This is a genomic window from Rhizobium sp. BIGb0125 (genome assembly GCF_024810055.1).
Classification (GTDB): Bacteria; Pseudomonadota; Alphaproteobacteria; order Rhizobiales; family Rhizobiaceae; genus Agrobacterium.
In genome coordinates this window covers 878996-890481 of sequence record NZ_JANUDV010000001.1, presented here as the reverse complement: position 1 = coordinate 890481, position 11486 = coordinate 878996, and the positions used below count along the sequence as shown (strand labels likewise).

Sequence of the window (11486 nt, the reverse complement as noted above, 5' to 3'; positions counted from 1 at the left end):
CCGGGGCAGTCAACGTGTGCGTAGTGACGGTTAGGCGTCTCATACTCAACGTGGGCTGTCGAAATGGTGATACCACGAGCCTTTTCTTCAGGAGCAGCGTCGATTTGGTCATACGCCTTGAACTCGCCGAAGTACTTGGTGATTGCGGCCGTCAACGATGTCTTGCCGTGGTCAACGTGACCGATCGTGCCAATGTTAACGTGTGGCTTGTTCCGCTCAAACTTGCTCTTTGCCATGTGAATTGCTTCCTGTGAACGTGAAGTAGTTTCCCCGGCGAACCGGTTTGGTGTCGCCGTTTAAGGCTTTGTAAGCGAATGCGCAAGACTTAATTGTCAAACAGAAATACCGTTCGACCCTCAATGCGCGATATAAGCGTGCTTACGTGCCGTTAAGGGCCCTATATAAGAAGAAGAGTGCGCGGTGCAAGCACAAGGGAGCGGCGACTTTAGTGCCCCCCGACCGGCCAGATGATTCCCTGCCACAAAATGACTTTATTGTGATTTGCCATGCAAGATATGGTTTACGGCAAGTTTCCGATGTCATATGACGCCTGTTAATCGCCTTGGGGAGAAAGGCGACGGGCCAAGCCCGAAATCACATTTCCTGCCTTCACTGACATTGTTAGACGCTTTCTCCTGCGCCGCCCCATCATCCGCTTCAGGATATATCCATGGAAATTTTCACCGCCGCCGGATTTACGGCATTCATTCAGGTTATCGCCATCGATCTCGTGCTCGCCGGCGACAACGCTATCGTTATCGGCCTTGCTGCAGCCGGCCTTCCCGCACATCTGCGCCGTAAAGCCATTCTGATCGGCATTATCGCCGCAACCGTGCTGCGTATCGGTTTTGCCGCCGTAACCGTACAACTCCTCGACATTGTTGGCCTTCGTCTCGTCGGCGGTCTGTTGCTGGCTTGGGTATGTTGGAAGATGTGGGTCGAACTGCGCGAGCAGAACGGTTCAATGGAAGACGAGGTCACAGACGATGAAGCCGACCTGACCAAGGGACACAAGACGTTCTTCCAGGCAGCTATGCAGATCGTCATTGCCGACGTTTCCATGTCGTTGGACAACGTGCTGGCTGTGGCAGGTGCGGCACAGGAGCACCTGACGGTTCTGGTAATCGGCCTCGTCGTTTCCATCGCTCTGATGGGTCTGGCCGCAAACTTCGTTGCGAAGCTTTTGCACCGCTACCGCTGGATTTCCTATCTCGGCCTGATGGTCATTATCTATGTTGCCCTCAACATGCTCTATCATGGCGGCATCGAAGTCTGGCCTTACGTCCAGCCATATCTTGGCCAGTAACCAGCAATAAATGCCTCGTTTTCGGCAAACCAAACAGTAAACAACTGGTTTGCCGGAAACATGTGTCAGTCATTTATGGCTGTGGTTTCGAAACAAAACGGGACGCGACGTGCATTTCGTCAATTTTTGTCCCGTATTTTAACGACAAAAGAATAAGTCGTTAACTGAACTTGTTCAGCAAGCCTCAACAGATCTTCGACAATATGAGCCCGGAACGCCTCATGATGAGGTGTCTTGCATGGGATGTACCATATGTTTATCGACGCTATCGTTACCCTTACTTTGATTATTGCGCCTCTCTATCTTTTCTTCCGCTGGGTTCAGGCGGATTCGGAAAGACAAGACAAGCCGACATCAAACGGACCTGCTTCCTTTCGATAAAGGCAGCAGCACCGACAGCACGCGGCGATAAACCGCTCCGCCCCTCCCGGCTTTCAAATTCTCTTTCATAGCTTGTGATCGGCTTTTGCTCTTACGGTTCCGTACCGTAGGAATGCGATGCACATCACCCAAATGGGGCATTACAACAGCCCATTCTGGTGTTGAATTAACATCTCGTTCACCATAAGCTACCTGCTTCCGCGCCCGTATCGTGCAGGCGCGGCTGCAAAAACCATGAAAGAGTTCATGCACACACCAGTCCTGATCACCGCCTATGTGCTGATTGCAACCATTTTCATTGCCTATACCGGCATTGAAATCCTGCGCGACAATACAAAGCCGCGCTTCGCTCACTGGATTGGAATTAGCCTGTGCACCCTCTGGCCGGCACTGGTTGTCATGGCACTCATTTCGGTCTTTGCAGGCAGAATGCGCCTCAGCCAGAACTGAATGCAGCGCAAGCCGACCTCACGTCATCTGTGACCATACACATCGAGACAAACGGCCTGTTAACTTGGCTACGACAGCCGTAGTTTCTCTCCTGCCGTTACCCGAGAACACGATCCCGCGCCTCAAGAATAGGTGACGGTGGCTAGCGCCCTGATCTCTTGAACGTGAAAACAACTGCGCCTGTGGTTCCAGCCTCTTTTGTTTCGGTCGATCGAAACGCCAGATTGACTCTTGTTCAAAATGAGAACATTTATAGAACAGATTTGAGGGACATCATGGCTCAGGCTGAAAAAATCATTGTAATGACGTTCAAGAAGAACCGTGGCGGCATCGTGCCCGGTGAAATGCGGACAGCGTCCAACCCAGTAGCAGCGGAAAAAATCGCTGCCGCGATGGCACCGCGTCACGTTGGCGTAGCGGCCTACAAGGTGATGGTTGACGATGAAAGCGGCGACATGGCGTCACCCATCCTGATCGCGTCTCACGGTGAGATTGCCGATCTGGACGGCGACTGATTGGTGACCTTCTTAGGCACACGCTACTCGCAAAAAAACTGCGATTTTCTTGCTGAAAAAACGGTCTGAATCGCTCTGCTTTTTTACGGAGCTTGCGAAGCGTGATGCATTTTTCCGCTGCCGAATTGAAAAAAAACACGCAGCCACAATCGACCCGCGTGGACTGACATGCAGTGACACGAGCGAAGCAATAACGGATGTAAGTGATTGAATTGATTGGAGCGGGTAGCGGGAATCGAACCCGCGTATTCAGCTTGGAAGGCTGCTGCTCTACCATTGAGCTATACCCGCGGCGGTGATTTCGATCCGTGCAGAATGGTGGAGGAAGTTGGATTTGAACCAACGTAGGCTGAGCCAACGGATTTACAGTCCGTCCCCTTTAACCACTCGGGCATTCCTCCAGTATTCTGCGAGGATCAAGCTACCAAGCTTTAGTCCAGATTTCCGTGTCCGGCGCGTCGCCGTTCGTCGTCTGTGGCCGGGTATATGACTGCCCGATCTTCATCTGTCAACACGCCCTGTCACGAATTTTTCGAAAAAAATTCAATTGCCTTACACAGGCTGTGGATAGCGCGGGGGCTGGTGTGATGAGATCGCCGGAGATATAAGGCGCTATGAGCAACGACGATCAAAATGACAAATCCACCCGCGACACGCACTACGCTAACCTGCGCCGTGCCGTACGCGATGCAAAACGCGAACGGGGTGAGATTCCCACCCCCGCCTTCCAGAAACGCAAGCGCCAGGGCGCTGATGACTGGAAGCCACCGCAGCTGAATGCCGACCAGGTCTATCTGTATGGCCTGCACACCGTGCGCGCGGCACTTTCCAACCCGGAGCGGCAGATTATCAAGCTGTCGGTCACGCAAAATGCGCTGGCACGTCTGGAAATCGGCACCGCCGAAGAGCAGAAGTTCCCGGTGGAAATGGTATCGCCGCAGGATATCGACAAGGTTCTGGGACCAGAAGCCATCCATCAGGGCGTGATGCTGGAAACCCGGCCGCTGCCAGTGCGTAAATTGTCTGCCCTGAAGGACAGCCCGCTTATTCTGGTGCTGGATCAGGTGACAGACCCGCACAATGTCGGTGCCATCATGCGCTCTGCCGTTGCCTTCAAGGCTGGCGCCATCATCACCACCATGCGTCACAGCCCCACAGAATCGGGCGTCATGGCGAAATCTGCCTCCGGCGCGCTGGAAATGATCCCTTATATCCAGATCACCAATCTGGCCGATGCGCTGGGTGAACTGCACAAGCTCGGCTTTTTCTCGGTTGGTCTTGATTCGGAAGGTCCGGCCCCGATCGAACAGACATTCAGCGGCGAAAAGGTCGCCCTAGTTCTCGGCGCCGAAGGCAAAGGCCTTCGCCAGAAGACCCGCGAAACCGTCAGCGCGCTAGCACGGCTGGATATGCCGGGCGAAATAAAGTCGCTTAACGTTTCCAACGCAGCCGCCATCGCACTTTACGCAACGCAGCAGTTCCTGGCTGGCGCGACATCTCGTAAGTAACCCACGCGTTTCGAGATCGCCGACATGACATCTTCCTTTCCCGAATATCCGAAAACACATTCGGGAAAGGTCCTCTGGCCATGAAGGATGTCGGCCACGGCTCTGTGCTTGCGCAGGGTGAAAAGAGGACAAACGGCTGGATCAGCCACGCCAACGATCCCGTCGGCATGGAACGCATCGAAGCCTTCTTTGCGGCGCGCGGTTATGAAATGCACCGCCACGATACATACGCCATAGGGCGAACCCTCTCCGGCATCCAAAGCTTCAATTACCGTGGCGCTCTGCGCAACAGTCGTCCCGGCGGTACCATGGTCCTGCATCCGGACGAAAAACATGACGGGCAGGCTGGCGCCGAAGATGGTTTTCATTACCGCATTGCCTATATCGAACCGGCCGCTATCCAGTCTGTGTTGCGCGGCCGCCCCCTGCCCTATGTGCATGGTGGCATTTCCGACGACCCACGACTGTTTGCCGCAACCAGCCGTATTCTGCGCAACGTAGAAGACCGTATCGAGACCTTCGAATATGATGATGCCCTTTATGATCTGGCGCACGCCCTGGAGGCCGCAGCGGGCACGGCACCGGCCAGCGGTAAAAAACTGATCGATTACCATTCCGCTGAAATGGCACGGCAATATCTGCATGAGCTACCGCAAACAGCGACGATGGAACATCTGGAGCAACTGTGCGGACGCGACCGCTGGAGCCTGTCGCGCGATTTCCGCACCCTCTTTGGCACAAGTCCCTATCGTTACCTGACGATGCGCCGCCTCGATGCGGTCAAAACCGCACTGCGCACCGGGCAAACATTGGCAGACACCGCCTTTTCCTCAGGTTTTGCCGACCAGAGCCACATGACACGGCAGTTCTCAAAAGCCTTTGGTATCAGCCCTGCCCGCTGGCTGGGCCTGCTATATCACCGACAGGTGACAACGAGATAACCAGCTGAAACGCTGCACGATCGTTCAAGACGCCGGTTGTCATCACGCCTAATGCTCAGGGCTTTCTAACAGGATGCCTGACATGCAGAAAACCTATACGCCCGTGCGTTTTGACGAAAAATTCCCGCTGCTGACCGAGCACTGGCAGCCACGCGTTGTCGCTGAGATGAACGATTACCAGTTTAAGATCGTTCGTATTCTCGGTGACTTCATCTGGCATGAACACGCACAGACCGACGAGACCTTTATCGTGATGGAGGGTGTATTGCGCATCGACTTCCGTGACGGCGCCGTCACTTTGAAGGCTGGCGAGATGTTTGTCGTGCCAAAGGGCGTCGAACATAAACCTTTCGCGGAACATGAAGTGAAGCTGTTGCTCATCGAGCCGCGTGGTGTTCTCAACACCGGGGAAAGCGGTGGAGAGCGCACCGCTGTCAACGACATCTGGATTTGACGTCTACGCCGCCAACGCATAGCCGATAAAAAAGTCGCGCAGCGAAACCCGATGCGCGACTCTTGTGCTCAGACCCATCATCCGAAAAAGTGTCAGGCCTTTTTCAAAAACTCGGTGCGCAGCACCAGCCCCTTGATCTTGGCATGGCGGCAATTCACTTCGTCCGGGTTGTCGGTTAGCTGGATACCCTTGATCATTGTGCCACGCTTCAGCGTTTCGGAGGTACCTTTGACCTTCAGGTCCTTGATCAGCGTAACATTGTCGCCGTCCTGCAGGATCGCGCCGTTCGAATCTCTCACATCCATCATCATTCCAATCGCGTAAATTGCTTTGTCCAGACGCACGGCTTAACGGTTGCAAATACGGATTGTCTAGTGCGGCATTGATTGCAGGTCGCCAACATATCCCATAAACTTCACCGACTTGCGGAATCGCAAAAATAACCAGCCGAATGGAGGCAGCACAGCAATGACCGACACCCCCAAGCCAACCGGAGAGTTGACACTTCGCACTCTCGCCATGCCAGCCGATGCCAATCCGGCCGGAGATATTTTCGGTGGCTGGGTTATGTCACAAATGGACTTGGCAAGCGGCATTCGCGCTGCAGAACGTGCTCGCTGTCGCGTTGTCACCGCATCGGTGAAGGAAATGGCCTTTGAGCTGCCGGTCAAGATCGGTGACACGCTGAGCATCTATACCGATATCGTTCGCGTCGGCCGCACATCCATTACGCTCAGCATCGAAGCCTGGGCACACCGTTCGCGCTATAACAAGCTGGAAAAGGTAACTGCGGCAACCTTCATCATGGTTGCGCTTGATGATGACGGCCAGCCGACTCCGGTCCCTGCCGAAGTATAATCGCATTCCCCAAAGGGAATGTTGCAGGCATGAAAAAACCCTTCCGTCTAAGCCAGACTGGAAGGGTTTTGTTTTTCAGAGCAATCGCATTGCTTCGCCTGACATCGCCTTGCCGAATGGCGCGACCTTGTCAAACGGCTCCCAGAGGAACTCGCGCCACAGGCGGGCGCAACCGGAGCCATGGTCAAGACCAAAGCTCTGCGGGAAGTTCAGAACGTAATTGGCTGTGAAGATATCGCCACTGAACACCATTTCGATCGGGTTGCGCGCATCATGCATGACAACGGCCGCAAGGTTGCGTGGCCTGTGCAATGCCAACAGCTGCGAAATATCGATCTTGCGATGGGCATAGGCGTCGTAATAGGCCTGCGGCAACAGGATCGGATCGGTGCCGTAGGAATTCGGATTCCAATTATGCGTCGCGATGGACTGTTTGACCTTGGCCAAAAGCTCAGGACGGAAACCGGTCTGCGGGTTTACCGCGAAAGAGACCAGCATCGCATTGTTGCCGATCATCGCCAGTCGCTTGTCCATCAGAATACCAAAACGAAGCGAAGCATAGGCACCAGCACTGCACCCAACGAACTTGACGTGGGTAATGCCGTTTTCGACAACATATTTGATCAGCCGATCGAGGATCTCGTCTTCATGCTCGAGATACCAAGAGGTCTTTTCTTCGACAAACCAGATGACATGCGCATGGTACTGCGGAATGACCGTGTAACCATCGAGATTGGTGTCGAACGGCACACCCGGATTGGAGTAGGCCTTGTTGCCGTAACCGTTGAAACAGACGATCAGGTTTGTCGACCGTGAAGGGCGCACAACAGATAAGAGACGGCCTTTGGCCGGTGCTACCGGATTATTCGCAAGGCTATCATGCACCTGTATATTCATGCCTATCAAAGCTCCATCTGGACACCAGCAAATACAAGTGCTTTACGCAGCCAAACTTGCGCCAGAGTGGATTAAGGCATGCTCTAAAAGTGGCTTTCGACTAGCGAAAGCCCTTTGTTTCATAGGTCGGCACGAGGCCGATCACATTCGAAGATACGGTGAGGCCCTGTCGAAATTTAAGCCAGGAAAAATGCCCGCGGTCAGATCATTCACGTTGACACCGAATTGTCGCTGCAACATTGCCGCCGCCACCTCGCGCACATCACCAGTTGGCATCAGATCACGGTCATCAAGCAGATTGCTTTCATCAAGGCCCGGCCACTTTCCTAGCACCTGCCCGCCGGCAATGTCGCCGCCAGCCACCAGCGCCACACTGCCGGTACCATGGTCGGTGCCGCCAGTACCATTTTCACGCACTGTACGGCCAAACTCGGTAACGGCAAGGACAACCGTCTTTTTCCAGACATCATCACCCAACTGGTCTTTCAGCGTGTTGATGGCAATCATCAGGTCTTTCACCGTGCGAGCAAATTGGGCTTTCTGTCCTGCATGGGTGTCCCAGCCATCAATCGAGAAGCTGGCAATGCGATAATCCTCACGCAGCAGACCTGCCGTCAGATTGGCAACATCCCGAATACCCTGTCCGCGTTTTTCATCTTCAAATAGCATGTCGGCCGACATGTCGGTTTTCAGTGCTTCGCCGAGAACACGCGAAAAATCGGGATCATTGGCGTAGAGCCGTTTCAAGAAACCGATCTCGTCTTCCGGCATGGTAATGTCGGACACCGATGACCAGACATCGACCTCATTGGGTCCGGACAGGATGAGCTCCATTGATGTGTTGATGTCGATGGCCTTGCGGTCAGCAGAGCGAGGAATGGTCGACAGCGCGCGGTTCAGCCAGCCGGATCGTTCGTCATGCACGGCCTGGCCACCGCTCTCCAGCATGTCCTGCCCGTCAAAATGGCTACGTGCATCACGATATGGCGTCGAAACCGCATGCACGAAGGCAAGTTCCTTGCCCTGCCACAGCGGCATCAGCGCTTCGGCCGCCGGGTTCAGGCCAAAGAATCCATCGAGATCCAGCAGTCCGCTATCGGGTGTCATCGCCAAACTCGGCCGCATGGCGGCAAACAGCGGATCACCAAATGGCTGCACCATGTCCAGCCCGTCCATCGCACCACGCAATACAATGGTCACGAAACGGTTGTCGCCCGGCATGGCTGCAAAACTGACCGGCGAAAAAGCCGGCACGGCAGCGGCACAGCAGGCCGTCGCCAGAAAACTGCGGCGGCTCAAAAGCATGTCTTCAGAGAAAGTCATAATCTATCTCCTGTTGAATTCCGGTGATGAAAGAACAAGCGTTATGCCGCTGGCCCGGTTTGGGGCCTGCTGCACAACTTTAATCGTGTCGTCTCGCGCCATATCCGCCAGCGCGTTTTGCAAAAGAGTTTTCGGTTCGATATTGCGGCCAAGACTGTTGGCGGCTTTTCGCGCCCATAAAATGCGTTCGCTAATCTGGCTGGGGGAAAGCCAGGTCGTTACCCCCTCTTCAAATCCAGCCGGACTTGGCGGCTGCCACACCGGCTGGCCCATGCGTTTCAGCGCAGCAATTGTCATGCTACGGGCAAGTCCGGGTTTGCGGACATTGCAGGTGGCGCCCGGCACCGCCTCACCCTTTGCCAAAGGCGCAGGTTTGGCAATGTCGCCAAACATATCCGCTGCAGTATTCGTTCCGGATGCAGATCCCGGGTTTTGCACGGACTTAGACATCGCCGGAGCAGTGGTATTGTCAGCCATATCAGCAGAGTCACCGTCGGGGGACATTATATCACGCCAGCTTTTGCGGTCTATGCCAAGCGCCCGTAACCCGGACACCACATAGTCGAAAGGCAACTTCATCTTTCGTCCGGGGTCGCTCCACGCCCTTGGCTGCGACACCATCACCTCATAAACCTTGGCCAGATTACCATCGCTTGCCCGCCAGGTATCGACCATAGCCTTGATCATGTCGGTTGGTGGCTCATCGGCGATGAAATGTGCCACCAGTTTGCGACAGATATGTTCAGCGGTTTCATGTCGCGCGGCGAGATCATCCAGCATCGACAAGCAATCATCGACCGACCGTTTGCGGCCACCATAGGAAACGCCGAGCACATCGATCTGCCCCGGCTCTGCCAGACGCGGGCGAAACAGCATCTCATACTGGTCATTGACAGTCATACCGGTCAGCACCAGAGCGGCGGATCGCACATCCGTCTGGGTGTAGCCGCTGCCCGCACCCATCGTGTGCAGTTCCAGCAGTTCTCGACCGAGATTTTCATTGAGCCCGCGTCTGCGGTGCTGCGCCGCGGCCGAATCAGGGCCAGCTGACCGGTCCTGATCGAGGTAGATCAACATGGCTGGGTGGAGGATTGCCGCCTGCAACAGATCACGGAAGGAGCCGGCCAGATGCGGGCGAATAGCTTCGCTTTCATAAAGCGGCGTCAGCAACCGCATTGGCAGGGCTTTATAGGCATTGACAGAAAAATGGTCGAACCAGAAGCCGGACAGGCGCTCGTGAAAACCGTATGGCGAAAACACCGCCTGTGTCACCCGTGCCACGGCATCGCGCTGGAAGGCCTGATTGGCCTTTTGTTGCAAAAGCTTGCGCCTCTCACGATCCCGCTCACCACCATTGTTGATGCCACGAATTTCCTTCAACCCTTCGGCAAGGTCATCGGCGCGTTGCCGCGCTTCATCTATGCCACCTCTGGGAAACATCGGTTCTGACCGGCTGCCATCGGCCAGTTGGCCAAGCAGATCATCCAGCCGCTCGCCTTGCTTTTCGTGAGGTGACAGGCCGTAACCAAAGCGGATCGCAGCCATAGTCGGAGAGTAGGAAACCATATCTGCCACTCCTGCCAACATTCGGGAAGTGACAGGCTCTCAAGCAAAACGGGCGGCAATCGAGCGAAACTGCGGCCTTTTTCAGACATGGATAATTTGTAATCCAAAGCGTCCTTATCACCATGCGCTTGCCATCTAAATCACGACAAGGTAGTTTTTGGGGTAATCTGTAGAAGGAGTTTTATGCGCAGAAGCTAGATGAGCACCGCTTCAGGCGGTTTCACAGCTGGTTCAAATCTGAGCCGGCGTGTTTTTACGCATACTCACTACGGAAAAAATCATGTCGAACATAGACATTACCATCCGAGCTTACGGGCCTTCGGATCAACAGTTGCTTTCGTCCATCTGGTTTGAAGCATCGATGACTGCCCATGCATTTCTGGGAGAACAACGGCTGCGACAGCAGCGTAAGTTGATCGAGGAAATTTATCTGCCACAAGCCGATACATGGGTGGCGTGTATGAAGGATGAACCTATCGGGTTCATCGGGCTTATTGATAACTTTATTGGCGGCCTGTTCGTGTCTACGTCCCACCAGGGCAATGGCATAGGCAAGGCATTGCTCTCACATGCGCTCACATTGAAAGGCGGACTTTCTCTGGATGTTTACGCCGCCAATCAAAATGCACGGCAGTTCTATCTGAGGAACGGGTTTCGGGAAATTTCCTGCAGTCCAGTCGATGACGAGGGTCTGCCCTTTCCCACGATCCGTATGAACAGACAATGACCAAGCAACCGGCGGCGCATCAGTTGCGCCGCCGCCCCCCCAAAAAAAACTGTTTAAAAAGGCAGATCACGGGACAGAGCGTCACAGTGACAAGTCAAAAAAACTGTGCCAGTCAGGTGCGATGAAGCTCATTCGCAAAATCATGCAGGATCGCAGTTCGGCTGGCGCTGTCGCCATGCTGGCGCTGCTGCTGTTTTTGCTGCAGGGGCTGGCCAATGGCGTTGCCCATGGCAACATGGCCACCATGGCACTGGCCGCAGATGAGATTATCTGCTCCAGCCATTCCCCCGCTGGCGCGACAGAAAAACATGACCCGGCCGGCAAAACTGCCAATAATTGCTGTGGCACGCTCTGTCGCCTGGCATCGGTTTCTTCCACCGCCCTTGTGGTCACGCCAAACGAACTGGCAACAGCCCTTCTGCCAAAGGTGGATATTACCTTTGTGCAGCCGCAGGCCCACCAGCCGGCCACGCCACCCAATCGGGAATCGCAGCCTCGCGGACCACCCGTTTCCACGCAACTCTGAAAGAACAACACACCGGCCCAGCCGTTCATCCTTT

14 protein-coding genes and 2 tRNA genes are annotated in these 11486 nt (G+C 54.7%); 9 read left to right on the top strand and 7 right to left on the bottom strand.

Going from position 1 to position 11486, the window contains the following annotated elements:
- On the bottom strand, positions 1-236 hold a 236-nt coding region (locus tag M2418_RS04065; RefSeq protein ID WP_246781761.1), incomplete at its 3' end, for a GTP-binding protein.
- A gap of 434 nt (positions 237-670) precedes the next feature.
- Here M2418_RS04065 and M2418_RS04060 point away from each other — a divergent pair.
- From M2418_RS04060 to M2418_RS04050, 3 genes are all read left to right on the top strand, one after another.
- Positions 671-1306 (top strand): TerC family protein, encoded by a 636-nt coding sequence (locus M2418_RS04060; RefSeq protein WP_192488618.1) that lies wholly within the window; start codon positions 671-673, stop codon positions 1304-1306.
- 627 nt (positions 1307-1933) lie between these two features.
- On the top strand, positions 1934-2137 hold the full coding sequence (locus tag M2418_RS04055) for a hypothetical protein (RefSeq protein ID WP_259144645.1): 204 nt from the start codon (positions 1934-1936) through the stop codon (positions 2135-2137).
- 275 nt (positions 2138-2412) lie between these two features.
- The gene (locus M2418_RS04050) at positions 2413-2652 is read left to right on the top strand and encodes a hypothetical protein (protein WP_250981785.1); all 240 of its coding nucleotides are present in this window, start codon (positions 2413-2415) and stop codon (positions 2650-2652) included.
- Between the two features lie 217 nt (positions 2653-2869).
- On the opposite strand, the gene M2418_RS04045 is transcribed toward M2418_RS04050, so the two are convergent.
- Both M2418_RS04045 and M2418_RS04040 read right to left on the bottom strand, forming a co-directional pair.
- Positions 2870-2943 (bottom strand) — tRNA-Gly (locus tag M2418_RS04045).
- A 25-nt stretch (positions 2944-2968) separates the two neighbouring features.
- Positions 2969-3053, bottom strand: a tRNA-Tyr gene (locus tag M2418_RS04040).
- A gap of 213 nt (positions 3054-3266) precedes the next feature.
- On the opposite strand from M2418_RS04040, the gene rlmB reads away from it, so the two are divergent.
- The 3 genes from rlmB (at position 3267) to M2418_RS04025 (ending at position 5555) form a co-directional block, all read left to right on the top strand.
- Positions 3267-4160: a 23S rRNA (guanosine(2251)-2'-O)-methyltransferase RlmB gene (rlmB, locus tag M2418_RS04035; RefSeq protein WP_250981786.1), complete on the top strand. Its 894-nt coding sequence runs from the start codon at positions 3267-3269 to the stop codon at positions 4158-4160.
- Positions 4161-4240: 80 nt separating this feature from the next.
- Positions 4241-5101 carry an AraC family transcriptional regulator gene (locus M2418_RS04030; protein WP_259144634.1) on the top strand — a complete coding sequence of 287 codons (861 nt, stop codon included), beginning with the start codon at positions 4241-4243 and terminating at the stop codon, positions 5099-5101.
- Between the two features lie 82 nt (positions 5102-5183).
- A complete protein-coding gene (locus M2418_RS04025; protein WP_259144632.1) occupies positions 5184-5555 on the top strand; it encodes a cupin domain-containing protein in 372 nt (123 codons plus the stop codon).
- Between the two features lie 92 nt (positions 5556-5647).
- Here the strand turns inward: M2418_RS04025 and M2418_RS04020 are convergent, their stop codons facing one another.
- Positions 5648-5860: an alkylphosphonate utilization protein gene (locus tag M2418_RS04020; protein ID WP_192488613.1), complete on the bottom strand. Its 213-nt coding sequence runs from the start codon at positions 5858-5860 to the stop codon at positions 5648-5650.
- A gap of 163 nt (positions 5861-6023) precedes the next feature.
- Here M2418_RS04020 and M2418_RS04015 point away from each other — a divergent pair, with 163 nt between their 5' ends.
- The gene (locus M2418_RS04015; RefSeq protein WP_192488612.1) at positions 6024-6413 is read left to right on the top strand and encodes an acyl-CoA thioesterase; all 390 of its coding nucleotides are present in this window, start codon (positions 6024-6026) and stop codon (positions 6411-6413) included.
- A gap of 75 nt (positions 6414-6488) precedes the next feature.
- On the opposite strand, the gene M2418_RS04010 is transcribed toward M2418_RS04015, so the two are convergent.
- The 3 genes from M2418_RS04010 to M2418_RS04000 form a co-directional block, all read right to left on the bottom strand.
- A complete protein-coding gene (locus M2418_RS04010; protein ID WP_259144620.1) occupies positions 6489-7310 on the bottom strand; it encodes a hypothetical protein in 822 nt (273 codons plus the stop codon).
- Positions 7311-7451: 141 nt separating this feature from the next.
- A complete protein-coding gene (locus M2418_RS04005; RefSeq protein WP_259144617.1) occupies positions 7452-8633 on the bottom strand; it encodes a DUF1501 domain-containing protein in 1182 nt (393 codons plus the stop codon).
- 3 nt (positions 8634-8636) lie between these two features.
- Positions 8637-10199, bottom strand: coding sequence for a DUF1800 family protein (locus tag M2418_RS04000; RefSeq protein WP_259144609.1), 1563 nt, complete (start codon positions 10197-10199; stop codon positions 8637-8639).
- Positions 10200-10479: 280 nt separating this feature from the next.
- Between M2418_RS04000 and M2418_RS03995 the strand changes: the two genes are divergently transcribed.
- Entirely contained in the window at positions 10480-10926 is a 447-nt protein-coding gene (locus M2418_RS03995) for a GNAT family N-acetyltransferase (protein ID WP_259144608.1), read from the top strand.
- Positions 10927-11047: 121 nt separating this feature from the next.
- On the top strand, positions 11048-11452 hold the full coding sequence (locus tag M2418_RS03990) for a DUF2946 family protein (RefSeq protein ID WP_259144607.1): 405 nt from the start codon (positions 11048-11050) through the stop codon (positions 11450-11452).
- The last annotated feature ends 34 nt before the right edge of the window (positions 11453-11486 follow it).

Coding starts and splice junctions, on each gene's coding strand:
- M2418_RS04060 (WP_192488618.1), top strand. CDS start 671: ATGGAAATTTTCACCGCCGCCGGATTTACGGCATTCATTCAGGTTATC.
- M2418_RS04055 (WP_259144645.1), top strand. CDS start 1,934: ATGCACACACCAGTCCTGATCACCGCCTATGTGCTGATTGCAACCATT.
- M2418_RS04050 (WP_250981785.1), top strand. CDS start 2,413: ATGGCTCAGGCTGAAAAAATCATTGTAATGACGTTCAAGAAGAACCGT.
- rlmB (WP_250981786.1), top strand. CDS start 3,267: ATGAGCAACGACGATCAAAATGACAAATCCACCCGCGACACGCACTAC.
- M2418_RS04030 (WP_259144634.1), top strand. CDS start 4,241: ATGAAGGATGTCGGCCACGGCTCTGTGCTTGCGCAGGGTGAAAAGAGG.
- M2418_RS04025 (WP_259144632.1), top strand. CDS start 5,184: ATGCAGAAAACCTATACGCCCGTGCGTTTTGACGAAAAATTCCCGCTG.
- M2418_RS04020 (WP_192488613.1), bottom strand. CDS start 5,860: ATGGATGTGAGAGATTCGAACGGCGCGATCCTGCAGGACGGCGACAAT.
- M2418_RS04015 (WP_192488612.1), top strand. CDS start 6,024: ATGACCGACACCCCCAAGCCAACCGGAGAGTTGACACTTCGCACTCTC.
- M2418_RS04010 (WP_259144620.1), bottom strand. CDS start 7,310: ATGAATATACAGGTGCATGATAGCCTTGCGAATAATCCGGTAGCACCG.
- M2418_RS04005 (WP_259144617.1), bottom strand. CDS start 8,633: ATGACTTTCTCTGAAGACATGCTTTTGAGCCGCCGCAGTTTTCTGGCG.
- M2418_RS04000 (WP_259144609.1), bottom strand. CDS start 10,199: ATGGTTTCCTACTCTCCGACTATGGCTGCGATCCGCTTTGGTTACGGC.
- M2418_RS03995 (WP_259144608.1), top strand. CDS start 10,480: ATGTCGAACATAGACATTACCATCCGAGCTTACGGGCCTTCGGATCAA.
- M2418_RS03990 (WP_259144607.1), top strand. CDS start 11,048: ATGAAGCTCATTCGCAAAATCATGCAGGATCGCAGTTCGGCTGGCGCT.